Origin of the sequence: Mucilaginibacter sp. Bleaf8, assembly GCF_018390515.1 — a bacterium.
Taxonomy (GTDB): domain Bacteria; phylum Bacteroidota; class Bacteroidia; order Sphingobacteriales; family Sphingobacteriaceae; genus Mucilaginibacter.
This window is the reverse complement of the sequence record NZ_JAHBBK010000008.1, coordinates 53,240-73,711: the sequence shown is the minus strand read 5'-3', so window position 1 is coordinate 73,711 and position 20,472 is coordinate 53,240. Positions and strand designations below refer to the sequence as shown.

The 20,472-nt window shown below is 44.0% G+C and carries 17 protein-coding genes and 1 rRNA gene; 11 read left to right on the top strand and 7 right to left on the bottom strand.

Translation table 11 applies throughout. The features are described 5' to 3' along the window. Positions 1 to 135 precede the first annotated feature (135 nt). Positions 136 to 247 (top strand): 5S ribosomal RNA (rrf, locus tag KHS38_RS21485). Positions 248 to 470: 223 nt separating this feature from the next. Here the strand turns inward: rrf and KHS38_RS21480 are convergent. Beyond that, positions 471 to 821 carry a winged helix-turn-helix transcriptional regulator gene (locus tag KHS38_RS21480; protein ID WP_213490861.1) on the bottom strand — a complete coding sequence of 117 codons (351 nt, stop codon included), beginning with the start codon at positions 819 to 821 and terminating at the stop codon, positions 471 to 473. A gap of 110 nt (positions 822 to 931) precedes the next feature. Here KHS38_RS21480 and KHS38_RS21475 point away from each other — a divergent pair, with 110 nt between their 5' ends. Continuing rightward, on the top strand, positions 932 to 1,912 hold the full coding sequence (locus tag KHS38_RS21475) for an MBL fold metallo-hydrolase (RefSeq protein WP_213490859.1): 981 nt from the start codon (positions 932 to 934) through the stop codon (positions 1,910 to 1,912). Between the two features lie 129 nt (positions 1,913 to 2,041). Here KHS38_RS21475 and KHS38_RS21470 read toward each other — a convergent pair whose 3' ends face one another. The 4 genes from KHS38_RS21470 to KHS38_RS21455 all read right to left on the bottom strand — a co-directional run bounded on the left by KHS38_RS21470 (position 2,042) and on the right by KHS38_RS21455 (position 9,078). Continuing rightward, entirely contained in the window at positions 2,042 to 3,598 is a 1,557-nt protein-coding gene (locus KHS38_RS21470) for a hypothetical protein (RefSeq protein WP_213490857.1), read from the bottom strand. Continuing rightward, a complete protein-coding gene (locus KHS38_RS21465; RefSeq protein ID WP_213490855.1) occupies positions 3,598 to 5,505 on the bottom strand; it encodes a glycosyltransferase in 1,908 nt (635 codons plus the stop codon). The genes KHS38_RS21470 and KHS38_RS21465 overlap by 1 nt, the downstream gene beginning before the upstream one ends. Before the next feature lie 95 nt (positions 5,506 to 5,600). Next, complete coding sequence (locus KHS38_RS21460; protein WP_213490853.1) at positions 5,601 to 7,688, bottom strand: cellulose biosynthesis cyclic di-GMP-binding regulatory protein BcsB; 2,088 nt, start codon at positions 7,686 to 7,688, stop codon at positions 5,601 to 5,603. 40 nt (positions 7,689 to 7,728) lie between these two features. Then, complete coding sequence (locus KHS38_RS21455) at positions 7,729 to 9,078, bottom strand: sensor histidine kinase (protein ID WP_213490851.1); 1,350 nt, start codon at positions 9,076 to 9,078, stop codon at positions 7,729 to 7,731. 85 nt (positions 9,079 to 9,163) lie between these two features. On the opposite strand from KHS38_RS21455, the gene KHS38_RS21450 reads away from it, so the two are divergent. From KHS38_RS21450 to KHS38_RS21440, 3 genes are all read left to right on the top strand, one after another. Next, positions 9,164 to 10,312, top strand: a complete 1,149-nt coding sequence (locus tag KHS38_RS21450) for a glycoside hydrolase family 5 protein (protein WP_213490849.1) — start codon at positions 9,164 to 9,166, stop codon at positions 10,310 to 10,312. 46 nt (positions 10,313 to 10,358) lie between these two features. Further along, positions 10,359 to 11,339 carry an acyl-ACP desaturase gene (locus KHS38_RS21445; protein ID WP_213490848.1) on the top strand — a complete coding sequence of 327 codons (981 nt, stop codon included), beginning with the start codon at positions 10,359 to 10,361 and terminating at the stop codon, positions 11,337 to 11,339. A gap of 139 nt (positions 11,340 to 11,478) precedes the next feature. Next, complete coding sequence (locus KHS38_RS21440) at positions 11,479 to 12,498, top strand: aldo/keto reductase (RefSeq protein WP_213490847.1); 1,020 nt, start codon at positions 11,479 to 11,481, stop codon at positions 12,496 to 12,498. A gap of 264 nt (positions 12,499 to 12,762) precedes the next feature. Here KHS38_RS21440 and KHS38_RS21435 read toward each other — a convergent pair whose 3' ends face one another. Further along, positions 12,763 to 13,092 carry a hypothetical protein gene (locus tag KHS38_RS21435; RefSeq protein WP_213490845.1) on the bottom strand — a complete coding sequence of 110 codons (330 nt, stop codon included), beginning with the start codon at positions 13,090 to 13,092 and terminating at the stop codon, positions 12,763 to 12,765. A 71-nt stretch (positions 13,093 to 13,163) separates the two neighbouring features. Here KHS38_RS21435 and mnmL point away from each other — a divergent pair, with 71 nt between their 5' ends. From mnmL to KHS38_RS21405, 6 genes are all read left to right on the top strand, one after another. Next, positions 13,164 to 14,117, top strand: a complete 954-nt coding sequence (gene mnmL, locus KHS38_RS21430; RefSeq protein ID WP_213490843.1) for a tRNA modification radical SAM protein MnmL/YtqA — start codon at positions 13,164 to 13,166, stop codon at positions 14,115 to 14,117. 65 nt (positions 14,118 to 14,182) lie between these two features. Then, positions 14,183 to 15,409: an acyltransferase family protein gene (locus KHS38_RS21425; RefSeq protein ID WP_213490841.1), complete on the top strand. Its 1,227-nt coding sequence runs from the start codon at positions 14,183 to 14,185 to the stop codon at positions 15,407 to 15,409. A gap of 34 nt (positions 15,410 to 15,443) precedes the next feature. Further along, the gene (locus KHS38_RS21420; protein ID WP_213490839.1) at positions 15,444 to 16,268 is read left to right on the top strand and encodes a hypothetical protein; all 825 of its coding nucleotides are present in this window, start codon (positions 15,444 to 15,446) and stop codon (positions 16,266 to 16,268) included. 23 nt (positions 16,269 to 16,291) lie between these two features. After that, positions 16,292 to 17,641, top strand: coding sequence for an acetylxylan esterase (locus KHS38_RS21415; protein WP_213490837.1), 1,350 nt, complete (start codon positions 16,292 to 16,294; stop codon positions 17,639 to 17,641). A gap of 119 nt (positions 17,642 to 17,760) precedes the next feature. Further along, positions 17,761 to 19,083, top strand: a complete 1,323-nt coding sequence (locus tag KHS38_RS21410; protein ID WP_213490835.1) for an acetylxylan esterase — start codon at positions 17,761 to 17,763, stop codon at positions 19,081 to 19,083. Positions 19,084 to 19,109: 26 nt separating this feature from the next. Next, positions 19,110 to 19,967 carry a hypothetical protein gene (locus tag KHS38_RS21405; RefSeq protein ID WP_213490833.1) on the top strand — a complete coding sequence of 286 codons (858 nt, stop codon included), beginning with the start codon at positions 19,110 to 19,112 and terminating at the stop codon, positions 19,965 to 19,967. Here KHS38_RS21405 and KHS38_RS21400 read toward each other — a convergent pair. After that, complete coding sequence (locus KHS38_RS21400; protein ID WP_213490831.1) at positions 19,961 to 20,422, bottom strand: SRPBCC family protein; 462 nt, start codon at positions 20,420 to 20,422, stop codon at positions 19,961 to 19,963. The genes KHS38_RS21405 and KHS38_RS21400 overlap by 7 nt on opposite strands. Between the last annotated feature and the right edge of the window lie 50 nt (positions 20,423 to 20,472).

Sequence of the window (20,472 nt, the reverse complement as noted above, 5' to 3'; positions counted from 1 at the left end):
CTCTTTCCGGGCACATCACCGCAATCAAAAAACAAAACAATAAGCTGTGTCTTTTCAGCTTTCGACTACTTCTTTCAATAATATGTCATTGTTGATGGCTGATCATTAAGGTTAAGCAAACAACAATAAAAATATTCAGGTGCCTATATCGGCGGTGTCCACCTCTTCCCATTCCGAACAGAGAAGTTAAGCCCGCCAGAGCCGATGGTACTGCGGTAACACGTGGGAGAGTAGGTCGGCGCCAAACCTTACAAATCCAAGCCCCTCTTGCTTACGCATCAGGGGCTTTTTGCTTGAAGATGGGGGAGATGCATGGCAGGGAGGAGGTGTGTGTCCCTGTTTTGGATCATGAGGATGCACTTGGTGCAAGCTTCTTGACTCAACAAGATGAAATGATTCTTACAATCAATTACATCATCGTTACATGCTTATAAGATTATTTGTTCAATGCTTAGTAAAGGTGTTTTTATTTAGCACTGTTCTATACGCGAAAGATTTTCTATAGTCATCCGCTTTTCGCCCCATTCGTTTAAATAACGAATGAACGGTATTAATTCTTCGCCAACAGGTGTCAGTCTGTATTCAACCTTCGGTGGTACCTCTATATAAACTTTACGGGCAATCAGTCCATCATCCTCCAGCTCTCGTAACGTTTGTGTGAGCATCTTGGCTGTTATATCTTTAATGGCTCTGCGCAATTCACCATACCGCATAATCGATTTTAATTCAAGGTACCACAGTATGCGCCCCTTGTACTTGCCGCCAATTCGTCTTAATGCGAAATCTACTGCACACAGAGCCTCCTCTTGTTTTTTAGCCATTCTAATATTAATGTCATTGATAGTCAGGTGAGTAACTTTTTAGTTCCTAGGGTACTAAAAAGTGCATACTTGATGTAAAGATACGGTTAAGTTACTTTTGAATAAAAGGTATGAAAAGAAGAACGCTTATCAAAAGTAGCCTATTATTAGGTATATCGTCAGTTGCGCCATTTAAGAGTCTATTTGCTACCCCGGTTAAATCAAACTTCGGTAATAGTAGCCATAAGTTTAAGTTAGGAATTCTGGAACTAATGGTGTTTACCGATGGGCATATTGTATTTCCAACGGTACAACCTAGTTTTGCGCCGGATGCAAGTCCGGCTGAAGTATTGGAATTACTTAAAACTAATTTCTTACCAACTACTCATGCCGATTTAAGTATGAATGTACTTGTTGTTAAAAATGAGGATAGATTAATTTTAATAGATACCGGCTGTGGAACCCTGTTTGGTGGAAACAGCGGTTGGCTTACCAAAAGCTTATTTACCGCAGGTATAAAGCCTGAGCACATAACTGATATCATTTTAACCCATGCGCACCCGGATCATATAGGCGGCTTGCTAGATTCTAAGAATGAGTTAACGTTTACTAACGCCAATATTTATTTGTCGCGTATAGAGAAAGCGTTTTGGGAACAAAGAGCGCCGGATTTGTCAAAAAGCAGAATGGATAGTGCTGTTACCAAAAATCTAATTGTCGATACAGCACATCGAGTATTGAATAAGATTAATAGCAGGTTACATTTGTTTGAAGATGGCGATAGATTATTTAATTGCTTAAAGCTCCAGGTGGCTCCAGGGCATACGCCTGGGCATAGCATCATTACGGTTTATTCGGATGGACAGGAGCTTGTTCACGTTGCGGATTTGGTACACTCGCCGGTTTTAACTTTTGCACATCCGGAATGGGGATTTGATGGAGATGCTGATTTTAATTTAGCAGTAACAACCCGCAAAAAGGTATTGCGCGAATTTGCGATAAATCGTAAGCAAGTATTTTCCTATCACTTACCTTGGCCCGGCTTAGGACATGTAAAGCAAGATGGTACCGGATTTGAGTGGGTGCAAAACACTTTTGCTGTGCCCGACTGATCGTCTTCTTGTTAGTTAAAGTTTAGTAAGTCAACATGAGCTTTGCGGTTGCAAGGTGGGGTAATACATCCAAAAGGAAAGCCTTACTGCATCAGTAAGGCTTTCCTTTTAATAAATAAGGCAGCACAATTACATGATTTTGTACAATGTCCAGTTATCAGTTATATATACTTTGGTAAGCCGCAATGCCTCGTTCTTCACTTTAATACTTTCCAGATAAGCTTCTGTAAGCTGTGTATAGCTCAACATGGGGTTGCCTGTATTTGCAATTAACACATAACCATTGTACTTATCGGGTGCTTCAACGGCGCTCAGATATTCCGATTGAAATGGAATCGTAAAGCGTTGAATGTTGTTTGTATAACCTACAATGGCATAAGCCACGGCATCATCTGCCAGGATATGTGTATCGGCTGGCATGCTTTTAATGTATTTAGCCAGGTTATAATTTTCATCGTCTACACGCTCGGGTTTACTGTTGAATAATGCTTCCGCAAAGTTCTTCTCTTCTCCAATAGCTGATTTATTCAGGAATACATAACCGATGTAGCACTGCACTGCGATGACAGCAATCAGGCATACTTTCAGCGGGTTTTGGTTTTTGATAAACCGGACCCGAAAGATAATACACAATAGCGCCAATATCAAAAACAGCAGGTAATACTCATAAACGAGGTTCACTTGATCGTATTTTACTTTTAAAAATTCGATCAGGCCAAACGGTGTAAGTAGTGTTAGTATCTGGTACAGGTGCTGCTTAAAAAGGTATATCGCCAAAACAATTAACGGGCAAAACAGAATGGCCTTGAGTGATACCAGGATAGATACCTCCGAAATATCATACTTGGTAGCAGTTTCCTTCATGGTATATTCCAAATTGTCTGTTATAATATTCCAGGTTGCGTATGGGCTATCTAAAAAGTAGTTCAAGTCATCGGCATGTGTCAGGTTAAGCATTTTGTAGATCAGAACTGATGCCAGCGGCAGCAAAAAGATGATAGTATAAATTGAAAAAGTTTTATTGATGAGCTTACGCCGCAGGGATGGGTTGTTGAAACTCATGAACAGCCTAAATACCGATTCTTTTTCGCCCAGGTTTAAGCTGTGTACGGATATGGCCAATACCAGCGGTATAAAAAATAAGCTCAGCCATATCATTTTGTAATCTGTAAAAATCAGCATCACAAAAAATAAGCTGGCTACAGACACATGGAAGGTGGTGTTGGAATTATAGTACTTTAACAGGTTCAGGAAAAACAGGAAGAACAGTATCAAATCTAAATAAATGGATTTACCCGAACAGGCCGTGTATAACAAGCCGGGATGCAATGCAAATATGCCAACCAGCAGGTACAGGTAATAAATGTCTTTATTGCGTTTCATCATGGAGCTGGCCATGATATAAAACAAAGCGGCTGTTCCTATAGCCGAAGCCAGTACCGGTGCCAGCTCGTTGTTGAATAATGAAAAGAACACAACGCTGTAAAACGGCAAAATAGGGGAGGTTAAACCCATAATACGCAGCTTATCACCCACGCCACTGAAGATGATTTGTGCTTTTTCTACATAAAATAAAGACTCCTGATTGGTATAACCTGCTTTATGCAGGTATATGCCCAGAGCCAGGTAATAAGCAGCCAGCAGTGCCGTTATGATGATCAGGTATACGGCTTTAAATCGTTTCATTATTTAACAACGTTGTTTTGATTGTGGGTTTTACTCAAACCATGATTGGTTTTTTCCCAGTAAAAAGGTTTCACAATAAGTTGATATAAGCCTTTGTATGCAGCGACCGAGTGCATTAGCCAGTAAATAGGATTAGCTATCGCAAACAGGATAAGCTCGTAAAAACGACGCTTAAACACGGCCATCATATTTACGTAAATCATCAGGATGTTGCCCACCATCAGGTTAAAGATGGAGATGAACAGAACCCAGTCCGGAAAGAGTGTGCGGATAACTTCCAGATCAAATACCACATAGGCCAAAAAGATAAATATCAAAATAGGGTTCAGCAAAAACATGATCGGCGTGGCCCCCACGAAAAACGTAAAGCCTAAAAAGCCCCTCATCCCAATTTTTTTAATTAAGGCTGATGGATTGCGCATATGCACCAGGTAAGTTTGCATGTAGCCTTTGATCCAACGGGAGCGCTGGCGTATCCAGTTAAAGAAGTCGTTGTTGGCTTCCTCGTAAGTGGTGGAGTTGAGTACAGCAATTTTGTAGCCCTTGGCATAAGCACGCACACCTAAGTCGGCATCTTCGGTTACGTTAAAGGGGTCCCAGGCACCCAGCTCAACCAGGTTGGCCAGTTTAAAGTGATTGCTGGTTCCGCCCAATGGGATTGGAATGTCCAGCGTATCCAAACCGGGCAATACGTAATCAAACCAGTAAGAGTATTCCAGCGTAAACATCCGGGTAAGGAAGTTCTCATTGCGGTTAAAGTAGTTCAATGCACACTGCACACAGATGTAGTTATCGGGCAGTTTACTGAACATAGCCACCACTTTTTTCAGCTGATCCGTATCCGGAATATCTTCCGCATCATAAATGGTCAGGTACTCGCCGCGCGAAAAGTGCAAGCCATAGTTACAAGCTTTAGGTTTGGTTTTAGGCATGTGGAAAGGCACTACAATTACCTCAAAAATGGCCGGGAAATCCAGGTTGCGTACAGCATTCAGCGTCTTGTCGTCGTCCTCTTCAATCAGCAGCTTAATGTCCAGCTTTTCGCGTGGGTAGTCAATACTTTGCAGGTTCCAGATCAGTTTCTTAATCAGCTTATCTTCTTTATAAACCGGCAGGTGAATGGTGTACACCGGTAGCTCGTTATTATTTATTGCCTTTACCTCGCTTTTGGTAACCGCCTGATATAATTCAAAGCGCGATCCTACTAACGACAGGAACAGCTTAAACACGATAGTAACCAGAAAGAACAAGCTCATGAAAACATTAAGCACCGTAGCTGTGGTTTTAAAGCTTAAAACAAATCCGGCAGCAAGCAACCCAATAAATGAGAAAATAAAAATCAGCTGTTTATCTGTAAAAGTAGTAAGTGCAGAGTTGCCCGGGTCTTCATTAAGCAGCTCAAACACGGCCGATTTTACGTATTTAGTACCCAGTAGCTTGTGGCTTAGCCAGGTAATATCCAAATCGGATGCAATGATGATGTGCGGCTCCAGCTGGTAAGTTGCCCGGATGAAGTCGATAAAAGTCTGATCGGTAGGATCGGCCATGGCACACACCAGCTTGCCATTGTCTGCCCGCAGGGGTAATGCAAGTCTTTCGTCTGCAAACTTCAGGTCAATCTTATTCAGCACCTCCTCATCATAGGGTAGCTCCCTTATCTGTTCAAAAACGTAGCCGGCCCTTGTTAATGAGCGCTCGTAGTTTTTACGGGATATAAAACCGAAGCTGAGCAATATCTTTATGAATGAGGCGCCGGTTTGCGCATACACTTTATCTATCTTCTCAAAATCCGACTCGCTTAAAAAGCCATCCTCAATCAAAATTTTTGCTATTTCAGAATGATAGGCATTGCCATAGGGAAATGCAGCACTGTCTTGAAGTAAGCTTTCTGAAATAATTGTACTCATTTATTCAAAATAAGATGATGTATATAATCATTAACAAAAAAGCAGGGCAAACTGACAGCAGCCCTGCTTTCTTATGCTATGCGGTAAGCAGGTGCTTATTCGTTAATAATTTCCTGCGATTTCTGTACCTTATTACGCACGTACAGGAAGGCAAGCAGTATGAGCACTAATACGCCCAGTAGTACAAACAGGTTATAGTTTTCCCAGAACTGCGCCAGTCCGCTTTTACCGTCCGTATACTCCAGGTTATCACCGGTTTTATTGATATTGAACAGGTATTTATTGTTGTTAATATCAGCTATACAAACGTTACTGTTCAGGGTTGATAGCTGCTCGGTAATCGCTCTTGATGCCGATAAAAAAGCATCACCTACGTGGCTGCCGGTTGCAGTCAGTATCAGCACAGCATTGTTGCTGCGGCCATAAAAAATCTGTGCCAAGCCATTAGATACCGAATCAGACAGGGAGTACACCGTTTTGTTATCGGCGTTGTTATATAAACGGAACGAATGATTGAACTTAATAGGTGCATCCGGGAATTTATTCATCAGCATATCATCTTTAGATAATAAAGCAATGATATGTGAGTTTTTCAGATCATTATCATTTACCTCATCCGAATAGCTGAACTGCGGGAAGTTATTTGATGCAATATTATTGTTCAGTTCATATAATATTTCGCCGATAGCGCTGGCAGCATACTTGGTATAATTTTTACTTACCACAATACGGGTTGAGCCTGATGTGAAAGCTTCCGGGTATTGGTAAAAGCTCAGTGTATTGTTGGCAATCGGGTTTTTGGACTCTAGGTAAGAGCGGTCTACGTCAATTTCGCTGAAGAAGTTAGTAAATGCGTTCTGGCAATTGCCGCTGTTTGGATAAAAGCGGAACTCGGTAGTAAGTGCATTATACTTGCGGTGCTGGTAACGGTTAATTACTACGGAGGTATTTAACTTGCCCGATGCATTCAGTTTTTCGCTGCTGATCAGCATACCATTCAGGTAAACGTTAAAGAAACCGCGGTCGCCTGCATTCAGGCCGCTATAAGTACCTACAAATTTAATCTCAACTTCTTTTGGTGTAAAGCTGAAATCGCTGTTGCGGAAGTTATACAAGCTGCGGAGCGAACCAATGCCCGATAAAAAGTTGTTTACACCACCAATTTGGCGGAAGGTTAACCTTGAACGGTTTTGCTCAATACCTTTAGCAAGTTCGGTCGCCGCTACGTTCACAACCAGGTAGTCGCCATAGGCGGTATTGATTACGTTAGGGTTAGCTAACGCAGCTACGGCTTTTTCATAACCGCTGTCATCAGCACCGGTTACAAACAATATTTCGTTACTGGCAAAAGCCTGGCGGGCTGCATTTGGTGTTGCTGCCGAACGGTATTGCATAGCTGCAGTGGTATCGGTAGCCATAGGGCCTTTGTATAAGTAAAGCAGGCCCTGGCCTTCTTGAGGCGTAACCGAAATTAAACGGCGTTTATCTGCAGGTAAGGCGTCAATATCGCCTACCATTACATAGTTCTTAACACTGTCAGGCACGCGGTCGGCTGGGTAAACGCGGATGTTGCCGGTAGCTACCGATTTTTTAATGCGGGAGTAGGCCCAGGCAATAGCTTTTAAATCATTCAGGCCGGTGCGGGTTGGGTATACAATGGCCGTTTTGGTATCGAAGCTGTTGCTGATGGATACGTTTTTGTAAGCCGCGCGGCTGCCCTGTGCTAATGCCAGGTAGCTGTAGCCTTTTACTTTAAGCCACATGGCCGGGTTATCCAGGTCTTTACATTTATTGTCAGTAATGGTCAGCAAGGTTTTAACCTGTATTTTCAGATACTGGCGATTTTCGGTAAGATAACTGCTGCTTAACGGCAATACCAGTTTCTGGATCGAATCGCGGGTAAGGCGTCCGCTATATACTGGTTTGTCGCCAATTAATATGTTAACGTAAGAGAGGTCTTTGATCAGGGCCTGAGACGGCTCATAATAAATAACCACCTTACTGTTGTTTACGTTCACTAACGGGTCGATCTTAAAGTAAAATGATGTAGCTCCGCTCATTCCATAAATAACGTCGTCATCGTGTCCGAGCGTTTTGAAGGAGATGTTGGTTGTTTGTGCCAGAGCCGTTCTACCGGCTAACAGCATCGTGAATAAGATTAGTCGGGTTAGTAGTTTGTTCATCTTTTGTTTTGAGCGTTATTATTTATTGTTGAGCGTATTATTAGTTAGTGGCGTAAAATTCAACTTTAAAATAGTTTCCTTTATCATCGCTGCGGTAAGTAAGTTCGCCGCCCATTTCCAGGGTCATTAGCTTGGCTATGGATAAGCCCAATCCCAGGCGGCTTTCGGCTGCCGATCCGGACGCATCGTTCAGTGTTTTAAGGCGGTTAAACATAATATCCAATTCCTGCTGGCCAATGGCAATGCCTTCGTCTATGATCTCGAACACAAACTTTTGCCGTTGCAAGCTCGTTACCACGCGAATATTGTTATTGGTTTGCGAAAGCTTAACCGCGTTTGATAGCAGGTTTTGAAATACCTGGCCGGTAAATACCCTGTCTAAACGCACGTTTAGCGGCAGCTTCTGGATGTTATCTACCAGGTGAACGTTTTTCATCAGCGCCGTATCAATCAGACCTTTGTAAACCTGTTGCGCCAGCTTGTTGGCGTCAAAGGTTTCCATATTGAATTTAATCTCCGGCGACTCGATTTCCTTTACGTCCATCAGTGTTTTGAGCAGGTACTGCATCTTCTCTGTCGAATCTGCAATATACTGCGAAAATTCTTTCTGGTCAGCGCTCAGGCGGTACTCCTCCTCCTGAATCATGTTATTACTCATCACAATAGAGCCGATCAGGTTCTTTAAATCGTGACCAGCAATATTGATGAAGCTGTTTTTCTGTTCGTCCAGTTTGCGTAGCTTCTCGTATTGTAAGTCGATGATGGTATTCTTCTCAACAATGTCGCGGTTTTGCGCTTTCAGCTGCTCATTGGAGTGTTCAATTTGGAGCTGCTGCATTACCTCGCGTTGTATTACTTTATAGCGCGCTGCCGGTATAAGGCATGATATCAGTGCAATAATGAAGAAATACTGGCCACCATGCTCAATAACCAGGCTCAACTCGTACTGGCTAAAGCTGTTAAAAAATATAGCCAGTAGCACAATAGCTATCAATGACTGCACTACGGAGTTAAACGGTTCCCAAAATACCTGTAAATTAAAAAACAGGATAATGATAGAATAAGTAAGGTAATATGCCGTTAAGTTTTCAATATCTACCAGGTTACACAGCAAAGCGGTAACAGCAGATAGCAAAAAGAAACTGATGTGCAATAGTACGCGATGGTCGGTTTTCTTTTTTTGAAAATAAGCATTTAAGGTAAGGATAAGCAATACAGTTATTACCCTGGCTACGGCAAACTGTATCCATATACCGCTGGCATAAATCAGGTCAATAATACTAAACAGGGGGTATATAAAAACTATACTCCAGATAATATTATTGGTCTGAAACCAGGCTTTTTTTCTGAGTTCCTTATTGTACTCGTCTTTATTGATTTGAGCAATCATTTATTTAAATAGGGGAATTAGCAACATCACGCCAACCTGAATAAATTAAGGTTGTTAAACATACCTAATATTAATTGATAGTAAAATGAGATTCTTTAAAAGCTATTACGAAATTTCAGCTCGCCAGGTTTTACTATTATTAACAGTGGTACTATACACCCAATGTGCAAAAAGTAAACCAATTGTAGCTGATGATAAGGCTACAGTATTTAACCGGGCGGCGAGTTTGGATAATGGTATCAGTATTTCATGGCTGGAGCAAACCTGGAATTTACACGCGCTCAGTGCGCATAAAGTAACAGCTGCCGATTTACTATTACTTAAAAAACTGGGATTTAAAAGTATCAGGTTGCCCGTTGCCTTTGCCGTATATAATGCCCGGCCCGCCCAGTTTAAGCAGGCCCTGCAAAGGGTTGACGAGGTGTTGGCCTTATGTAAAAAATACGGCTTTAAGCTGGTGATTGACTATCACGGGGGCTCACTAAATGATGATACTTACATACAGGAAACGCAAAAAGCAATTAAAATATGGACTTTGTTAACTAAAAAGTACCAGCGCGAAAGTGCCGGTCAGCTGTTTTTTGAGCTATACAACGAGCCGCCGCACATGGATCCGCAGAAATGGAAAGATGCGGCTTACAATATGGTAACAGCCATCAGGCTTATCGACAAGAAACGGACATTGCTGGTAGGGGCTTCTAACTTTAATAGTATTTATGAGTTGAGCAGGTTTGTACGGCTGGCTGATAACAACATTATCTACACCTGCCATTTTTATGAACCTTTTTTATTTACCCACCAGGGTGCGCCATGGGTGGGCGATCAGGTGGCTACAACCGGGGTGCCTTTTCCCTATACTGTGGAAAATTTTCCAGCACTTAACCCAAAGGCAAAAGGTACCGCTGGTGAAAGTAATTATGAGCTATATAAAACAGATGGTAATGAGCAGTCTGTCAGAGATAAACTTCAAATTGTTAAAAACTGGTCGGCTAAATATTACGTTCCTGTAATATGCGGCGAGTATGGCGTATACAACCAATATGCCGATCTGGACAGCAGGTGCCGGTATATTAAGGCGGTGCGCACAGCGCTTAAAGAATTACACATACCCGGCATGTTGTGGGAGTATGACGGCAATTTTTCAATCTTCAGCGGAAAGCCATCTTTAAGCAAACTGCCCGATTGTATGAAACAAGCTATTGGATATGTCAGTAAAAAGAATAAGAATAAATAACAATTAACCCGGCAAATATGATTAGCTTTGCCTACTAAGTACGAATATGAGATTTTTTGAAGAGAAGCGCCGCGAGGTAATGAAACATATTGAAAAATACATGCTCGAAAAGATGCATGAATTTTTGAAGCCTATTGAACAAATATGGCAGCCGTCTGATTTGTTGCCTGATTCAACCCGGGATACTTTCTTTTCAGAGATTAAAGAATTGCAGGAAAGTGCCAGAGGTTTATCTTATGATTTGGTTGCCGTTCTGATTGGCGATACCATTACCGAGGAGGCTTTGCCTACTTACGAGTCATGGTTATCCATGGTAGAGGGTGTGGATAAAGACCAGCATAGCGGCTGGATGACCTGGACCCGCCACTGGACTGCCGAAGAAAACCGCCACGGCGATTTGCTGAATAAATACCTGTACCTTTCGGGTCGTGTAAATATGCGTGCCATGGAGGTGTCAACCCAGTATCTGATTGCCGATGGTTTTGATATCGGTACCGGTACCGACCCATACCGCAACTTCATTTACACTTCTTTCCAGGAGATGGCGACCAACGTATCACACCGTCGTGTAGCTTCACAAGCTAAAAAGGATGGCGATACGCTGCTGTCAAAAATGTGTGGTGTTATTGCTTCAGATGAGGCCCGTCATGCTAAAGCCTATAAGCATTTTATCAGTAAAATATTTGAGGTAGATGCCAATGAGGCTATGCTGGCCTTTGAAGATATGATGCGCAAAAAGATTGTAATGCCGGCGCATTTTCTGCGCGAGGTAGGCTTAAAAGTAGGCCAAACCTTTGGTCATTTCACCGATGCTGCACAACGCCTGGGTATTTATACCGCGGTTGACTATGTTGACATTCTGAAAGAATTGATTGAAGACTGGCAATTGGAAAGCCGTACCGAGCTTAACGAAGCTGGTGAAAAAGCACGTGATTATATCATGGCATTGCCTAATCGTTTACTGCGTGTGGCAGAGCGTATGAAAAATCCGATGCTGGAATATAAGTTCAGCTGGATACACGGTTAATTAAAAGTATTACTTTATCATATTACAAGGGCGATGGTTATTCTATCGCCCTTTTGCATTTTGGCCTATTTTGAACCTCACTGGTATAAACCAGTGCTTACGGTTTTTGTTATACTTGCACTACTAATACCGCTTGTATATGAATTACAAATTACTGGGCCGGTCAGGCCTTAAAGTATCACAGCTTTGCCTGGGTACGATGGGCTTTGGTACCGAGGGCGGCTGGGGAGCCGACAAGGCAACCAGCTTTGAAATTATGGATGCCTTTGCCGAAGCCGGCGGCAACTTTCTGGATACGGCCAATGTATATAAGTTGGGTACCAGCGAAAAGATTATCGGTGAGTATATGCAGAACCATGATCGCGATTATTTTGTGCTGGCCACCAAATACACCCTCAAGGATAATCAAACCAATGCTAACGCATCAGGCAATAACCGCAAAAATATGATGCGTAGCGTGGAAGAAAGCCTTAAACGACTACAAACCGATTTTATAGACGTTTTGTACCTGCACATATGGGATAACATTACCCCTATAGACGAAGTACTGCGCGGATTGGATGATTTGATACGCCAAGGCAAAGTAAATTACGCTGCCATTAGTGATACGCCTGCCTGGGTGGTAGCTAAAGGCAATACACTGGCCGAACTGATGGGCTGGAGCCAGTTAATAGCCCTGCAGGTTGAATACAGTTTACTGCAACGCACACCCGAGCGCGAACTGATACCTATGGCCAAGCACTTTGGCATGACGGTTACGCCATGGGCGCCTTTGGCCGGCGGTGCACTAACCGGTAAATACCTGCGTGGCGATAAAGGCCGTATTAAAGCTGAAAGCAACCGCCTGAACGAGAATAGCGAGCGCATAACCCGCGAGGTGGTGACTATTGCAGACGAGTTGCAGGTATCCCCATCGCATGTGGCCCTGGCCTGGACGGTGCAGCAAGGCTTCTCCTGTATACCTATTGTAGGCGCTACCAAGCTGGATCAACTGCATGATAATATGAGATCTATTGATGTGGTGTTAAGCAACGATCACCTGCAACGCCTGGACGAAGCCAGCAAAATACCACTCGGTTTCCCCGGCGATTTCTTCCAGGAAGATGCCGTGAAGATGAATTCGTTTGGCGGGTTTTATGATAGGGTTGAGAAGCGGTAAGTTAGTGAGCTTAGCTTACTCGAGCTTTTACTGGTATTTAATAATAGCCTCTGCTGGAACAGGCGTTCGTCTGCTCATTGCCGCAGGGGCTACTTACTTTGTCATAGCCACAAAGTAAGCAAAAGGCCTATCTTTCGCAATCCCTGCTATCGCTACAGGCCATACTCCCGGCCGGGTGCGAAAGTAGCCCAATGCTCGTTTGAGGAGTGAGGTTCGAGGTGCACAGAGTGAGGAGAAGTTCTTGTTTCCCGCTCCAACTCCCCGTCATCTCCCGGCTTCGGATGAAAGGCGGGCAGCCATGTTGGCCTTGTGCGGTTGGCAAGGGCCTTTAGCTTTTGCAGAAGCAAGGGGCTGTGTGCGAAACCAGGGGTAAAAGCTAAACAGCCGTGGTGCTGCCTGCCTTTGCAGCGCAATGGCCTTGTGCGGCAAAGAAGCATAGAGGAGATGACTTGATTTTTGCTTACTTTTTATCAAGAAAAAGTAAGTAGCCCCTGCGGCAATGAGCAGACGAAGGAAGTAAATAACCACTAATGGATGTTCAATACGCATTGCATTATAGAATAGCACTCCAAAGATTAAATAAACCCACTCCATTTATAACCCCATTGTAAATCCTAAAAAGCACTAAATCAAATCCAAAAGCAAAAATCGTATCTTTGCAGGATATGCAGGTTACAGAAGCTACAGTTGCACAAGGATTTAAAGGATATAACAATTACGGAGCATGGCTGCGTAAAAAGTATGAGGGGCAAAGGGTATTTAAAGTAATTGTGGATGGTGGCTTTACCTGTCCAAACCGCGATGGCTCAAAAGGCTATGGTGGCTGTACCTACTGTAACGTAGATTCATTCACGCCATCGGTATCGCGTAATAACCCTTCCCTGCGTGAGCAGGTGATACAGGGTATGGAGCGTGCCCGTAAAGGTAACAAGGCCGATAAGTTTATTATTTACTTTCAGCCCAATACCAACACCTATGCGCCAACACATTATCTTAAAATGCTGTATGATGAGGCCCTGAGCATCAATACCGAAGATATTGTAGGCCTCTCGGTAGGTACACGTCCCGATTGTATCGATGCCGAGAAGATAGCTCTGCTGGAAAGCTATACCGACCGCTTTGACGTAGACCTGGAAATGGGTATGGAATCCATTTATAATGATACCCTGGCCCAGATTAACCGTGGCTGTACCCATGAGGATTTGATAAACGCCCTGAAGCTTACTGAAAACAGTAAACTGGATATCTGCGTGCATACCATCTTCGGCTTCCCTTGGGAAACCAAAGAAATGATGCTTAAATATGCCGACGAGATTAACCGTTTTAAACAGATCAAATTTGTGAAATTTCACCACCTGCACATTGTAGAAGGTTCGGTGATGGGCGTTAAGTATAAGCGCGAGCCATTTAAGCTTTTTACACTGGATGAGTATGCTGAGTTTTTATGTGAGCTGCTGCCGCTGGTTCGGCCTGATGTAGTGGTGCAGCGCTTGTTTGGTATATCGGATTGGGAACTGCTGATTGCGCCAAACTGGAATCTTAAAAAGTCGGAAATACAGCATTATATCGATCAAAAGATACTGAGCCGCGGTGTAATTCAAGGTTCGGCCTTGGTTTAACGGAGCTTTGGTATTTGCTTTGCAAATAATATGGTATTAAGTTACAGTTTAATTTAACTATTGTGTTGCAAAAAGCTTTACCCAAGTACATACCGGCCCTAACGGGTGTACGTGCCTTAGCTGCTTACCTGGTATTTATCTCGCATTACGATTATGTATTCGACGGTAACTTTCCACATGGTGTGCAAAGATTTCTACAGGAGTTCCACATTGGGGTAACCATTTTCTTCGTGCTCTCGGGCTTCCTGATCGCATACCGGTATTACGATAACTTTTATTTAACTACCGACTGGTTTAAGCAATACTTAAAAAACCGCGTAGCCCGAATTTACCCTATGTACCTGCTGCTTACAGTGGGCGCATTTGTTTACTACGGCTATTCGGGCGATAAAAGCGTTACCGGCAACCTCAGCTCTGCCTGGACGGCGCTGCTCATGAACGTTACTTTTGTACGCGGATTTTTTAACGATTTAAAGTTTACCGGAATTGCCCAAGGCTGGTCGCTTACGGTGGAGGAGTGCTTTTATTTTGCAGCGCCTTTCATTTTTCTGATCGCTAAAAAATATAAACAGTTTTACATTCAGCCTTTGGTTATTACCGGGGTAGGTGCATTGCTGGTGCTTATATTTAGTCATGTAAACTGGTATGGCTTTTTCGGCAACTTCACCTTCATGATGATCCATACCTTTTTAGGCCGTTGCTTTGAATTTTTTGTGGGTATACAACTGGCCCTCATCTTACTTAAAAAAGGAACCAACCGTACCAACAACTTAAAATACACCTATATAGGTTTTCTGCTGATTTTTGTATGCGTAGGCGTTATGTCGCAATTACCCGTGCCTAAAGGGTGGACCGCCGGCCTGCACAATCCGCTGGGTATTATCACCAACAATTACCTGCTGGCTATTGCTATTGCACTGTTCTTTTATGGCCTGGTAACCGAAGGTACTGTGATGAAAAAAGTTTTATCGAACCCTTTTGTAGAACTGCTGGGCAAAAGCTCCTATATATTTTATCTTATTCACTTAGGTTACATCCGCAATTATCTGAACGATGGACTGAACTGGTTGAACGACCGTGTTTTTGAATGGTATGATGCAAAGGGTTTAGACTGGCATTCGCCGTTTGAGAATGATACAGTGAACCTGGTACTGCAGTTTATTCTGCTTAATGCGCTATCCATACTGCTGTTCAAAACTATTGAAGAGCCGATGAACCATTACATCCGCAAATCAGATTTCCTGATTAAGAACAACAAACCGGTTAAAAAAGAGGCGCAGCCGCTTGCCTGAAAGCGCACCTATTGCTTATACAATTTCATCATACATGAAAAAAAGACACTTACTAAGTGCATTACTGCTGGTATGTACAGCGAAGGCTTATGCCGGCTGGCCAATAGGTAAGTACCGCCACATCATTGTCCCGTCGCTCAGCTTTTATTACTCCAAAAATTACTGGGATGCAAACGGTCGTAAGGTAGTTACCGGTGCGGGTAACCAGTTCAGCTCGGTTACGGCCGGTGTTACCGCCGGTTACGGTTTAAGCCGCCGTACCGATTTGTATGTTAGTTTACCCTTTACCACCCTCGAAAATAAGTTTGTAGGTGGTAGCCAAACACAATCGGGCCTGGGCGATGCTACCGTAGGCTTAAGCTATAATATAGCGGCTTTTAAATACAAGCGCTACCTGTCGGTGCAAGGCACTGTCATTGCGCCTTTGTATTCGGTTAACCAAACAGGTGTTCCGCTGGGGTATGGCACAGTAGGCGCCGAGGGTAAGCTGATGTTCAGCGGCGCTTTTGTAAGCAGCTCATACTTTAACATGGAAGCCGGATACCGTCGTTATTTTGATAATAAGGGGCCAAACCAAATTGTGTATGATGTAAACATTGGTACCCCGCTCGATGAGCGCAAGAAAAACCAGCTTACTTTTGATGTAGGCGGCGTTACATCTTTCAGTTCCAATAAAAACCTGGTTGTTACCGGCAACCCCAACTTGGTTTACGATGGCTATTATGTAAAAACCACAGCCAGTTACGGGCACAAGTTTACCAACAAAGTATCTGTGTTTGCCAGCGCCTTTTACACCGTGGTTGGCCGCAATGCCTCCATCGGTTCGGGCGGTTCATTGTTCATGATCTATAAATTTTAATTACAGTTTAAATCAGTTATACCATGTTATTACACAGGGTGACCAATATATTCGTGTTTGCCGGCTGCCTGCTGTTGCTGCTTACTACAGGCAGTGTTGCTTTTGCACAGGAGGACGCAGATGACCCGAAGGGCGAAATATTTATGGAAGCTAAGCCGGGACACAAGAACGCTATATTTAGCGAAAACGGATCCATAGCCTACAAACTGAAGGTAAAAAGCACCTATGATGTTCGGCAGGACGGCAAACTTACTTATGAGCTACTGACCGACGATTGGAAAAAAGTATGGTCGGGCAGTACATCGGTACGCCTAGGTAAAAACGGATCGGGTACGTACAATGTGCGTGTACCGCAGCAAAAGCCGGGTGTATACCGCCTGCACTTCGCCCTTAATTTATCTTATTATGATGATACTGTAAGAAGGGTTGCCGTAGTATCGCCCGAAAAAATTGTTACCGAATCGCATATGCCGGGCGATTTTGACAGCTTTTGGGCTAAGGCTAAAGATCAGTTAGGCAAAGTAAAGCCCGAGTATACGGTAACCGAAGATGTAAAACAATCGAACCGCGACGTGAGAGTATATAAGGTAGAAATGCGTTCGCTGGATAATGTAAAAATACGCGGCTGGCTTACTGTACCTACCGAGGGTAAAAACTGGCCGGTAATTTACAAGCTGCCTGGATATAACATCCCCATGAAACCTGAAACTGATAAACCCGATTTTGCCGTGTTTGCTATTGATGTGCGCGGCAACGGCATGAGCCGGGATATCGTAGCGCCGCAGGCAGACAGGTACAATGTAACCAACATCGAAAACCGCGACCGCTATATTTATCGCGGTGTATACATGGACTGCATCCGCGGACTGGACTTCATTATGTCGCATGCCGATCTGGGGCTTAACACTTCTAAAGTCGCCGTATTGGGCGGTAGCCAGGGTGCCACGCTGGCTGTTGTGGTAGCAGCGCTGGATAAGCGGGTAACCGCCTGTACCTTCGAGTTGCCGCTATATGCCGATATGCACGATGCTTATCACATCGGTACGTCGTTCCCTAAAACTACCTGGCCGGTAAACCGCTTTCAGGATTATTTAAAAATACGCCGCGGCAGTTTTACTGAAGCTAAGTTTTTGGCCGTGTGGGATTATTACGATCCGCAAAATTTTGCCAGTAAAATAAGTTGCCCGGTACTAATGGGCGTTGGTTTGCTGGATGAGTTTTGCCCACCCAGATGCAGCTTTGGTATGTACAACAAATTAACCACTTACCAGAAAGAATTCCGTGTAGCGCCTGATAAAGCCCACGAAATGAATTTTGATTACTTTATGTTCCAGTTGCTATGGCTTAAAGAGTCGCTGCGGGTTCCAAATTGATGTGCTATATTTGCTTTTTATTTTAAAAGAGCAGCAACTTTTAAGAAACTATATTCGTAGATATACCCGCTGAAGCATGCCTGCATGCTTTTTAAGCAGATAGAATTATATATTAATTAATGAAAAACATCTTCAGGGTACTATTTTTCCTGATTACTGCGGTGGTTTTTATCACCAATGCTCAAAAGGCCCACGGCATGGTGCAAACCGGGGATGATGAAGGGGAAGTGGTAATAGCTGCCGAACCGGCAAAGAAGGATGCCATTTTTGGCGCCAACAGCGCCATCCATTATAAAGTTGATCTGGATAACCGTTATAATATGCCGCAATCGGGCACCGTAAGTTACCAGATTTTGTCTATTGGCAGCAAGCCGCTCACCAACAGCTCAGTTAGCGTAAAGCTTAACAAAAAAAGCAAGCGTTCAATCGATCTCTCTATACCCCGACAGGCAGCAGGTTTTTACAAGATCAATATCATGGTTAACCTGTCAGACTATGATGATACCATCAAACGCGTGTTTGGCGTAACACCCGAGCAAATCCGTTCTGAGCATGCTAAGCCGGCTGATTTTGACGCCTTTTGGCAAAAGGCAAAGGATGAATTAGCCAAGGTTACTCCCGATTTTAAAGTAACCGAGTATCCCGACTCCTCACGCGATAACCGCCGGGTGTTCGGCATAGAAATGAAATCGCTGGGCGGCATCACGGTGCGTGGGTGGATGACGATTCCCAAAACTACGAACCACCGCAAAAAATTCCCGGTACTGCTGGGCTTGCCCGGTTACCAGGTGAACCTGAAACCAATGTTTGGCTCAGACGAAGACTTGGCCATCGTGGTGCTCAACGTACGTGGGCAAGGCAATAGCCGCGACCGCATCCGCACCCTGCGCGACGATTATATTTTTTACAACCTCGAAGATAAAAACCGCTATGTAATGCGCGGCGCCATCATGGATTGTGTGCGCATGATCGATTTCATCTTTTCGCGCGAGGAACTGGATCATGACAACATCATGGTATCGGGCGGTAGTATGGGTGGATTTTTATCCATTGCCACGGCCGGAGTTGATCATCGCGTAAAGCTATGCTCGGCACAAAACCCCATTTTGTGCGATGTGCAAAACCTGCCCGGTAAAGTAACCTGGCCAGTCAAAGATTTTAGCCGCTACATCCGTACACAGCGCGGCCTTACGATGGATAAGCTATTGGCCAACCTATCGTACTTTGATACCAAGAACTTTGCCAGCAATATTAAATGCCCTACGCTGATGGGTATCGGTTTGCTTGACCACCTGGCGCCGCCAGATAACGAGTATGCCGCTTACAACAGCCTTACCGTACCCAAGCATATGATAATTTTCCGTGATTTGGGGCACGAGGTAGCCGTGTATTACAAAGAATATGAAGGCCGCTGGATGCGCGATACCTTTGGCTTGTTTTAATTGTTCATCATCAAATCAAAAATTCATTGAGCAATAGAATATCGATATTAACACTGGCCGCCTGTTTGCTGATCAGTTTTGAAGCCTACTGCGGCTGGCCTACCCGCCCGCGCCGGCTTGTCGTATCACCAACGCTGAGTTTCTTTCACTCTACATCCGATTGGGACCGAAACGGCAATTCCATTCGTCGGGAAAATAACGGTTCTTTTAACTCTACCAGCTTTTCGCTGTATAGCGAGTACGGGCTGTCGCGCAGGTTTGCGGTTACGGCGTCTATTCCTTACATTAACTATTCGTTGAAAGATGCGGTGTATGGCACTAACTCCGTATCTGGCTTAGGCGATTTGGAAGCAGGGTTAAAATATTATCTGGCTAATATTGCTTACAAGTACTATTTTACCTTACAGGGTACAGTCATTTTGCCTTTGTACAGCAGCTCAAAACCATTGGGCTATGCACAAAACGGTGGCGAATTGCGCTTAGGCTTTTCGGGCGCAGGTAAACTGGGCAGCAAGTTTTACTCGCTGAGCCTGGAAAACGGCGTGCGCCAGTACTTCGGTACCGACGGTCCTATTCAGGATCGGTACAGTGCCTCGTTTGGCATCACGCTCGATCGGAAGTTCCGTGACCAGCTTACGTTAGGTGCATCGGGGCTAATTTCAGCCAGCAGCATCAAAGCCTACACACAAAATATTTACACCACGCGCGATTTCTCGTACACGCAGGTGAGTTTGAGCTACGGGCATTCGTTTAATACCAAAACCGCCTTGTTTTTAAGCGCAGGCCAGTTTGTAACCGGTCGAAACACCGGTATTGGTACCACCGGCACCGTGTCGCTTATTTTTAAGCTGGACAATGTGTTTGATCGTAAACTTAATTACTGAAAAAACTTATTAATAGCTTTTTCGCGATAAGTAAAAATCTGCTCAATTTTTCTGTCTACCAATATCTTGTTCGCCAGCTGGCCGGCAATGCTGTAGGGTATGGCATAGTTCAAAATATCGGTCATCTGTGTGCCGCCCGGTACCTCTTTAAAATGGTGCTGGTGATGCCATAGTGCATAAGGGCCAAAGCGTTGCTCGTCCACAAAGTACTGTTTGTCTGCCACGTGGGTAATCTCCGTCATCCAATTCATCTTAATGCCAAACAAGGGCGATACCTTGTAGGTAATAATCATGCCGGCATACATCTTGGTATCCTCGGTATAAGGCGAGGTTACGGTGAAGCGCATATTGGCCGGCGTAATTTTTGATAAATTCAACGGCGACGAAAAAAAGTCCCAGGCCTCGTCTAAGCTAATGGGGATGAATTGCTCCCAGCGTTTTTCGTAAGTTTTCACATCTTATCATACGCACATACCCTGTAAACAGTTTTACTTAGTTGCGGTTG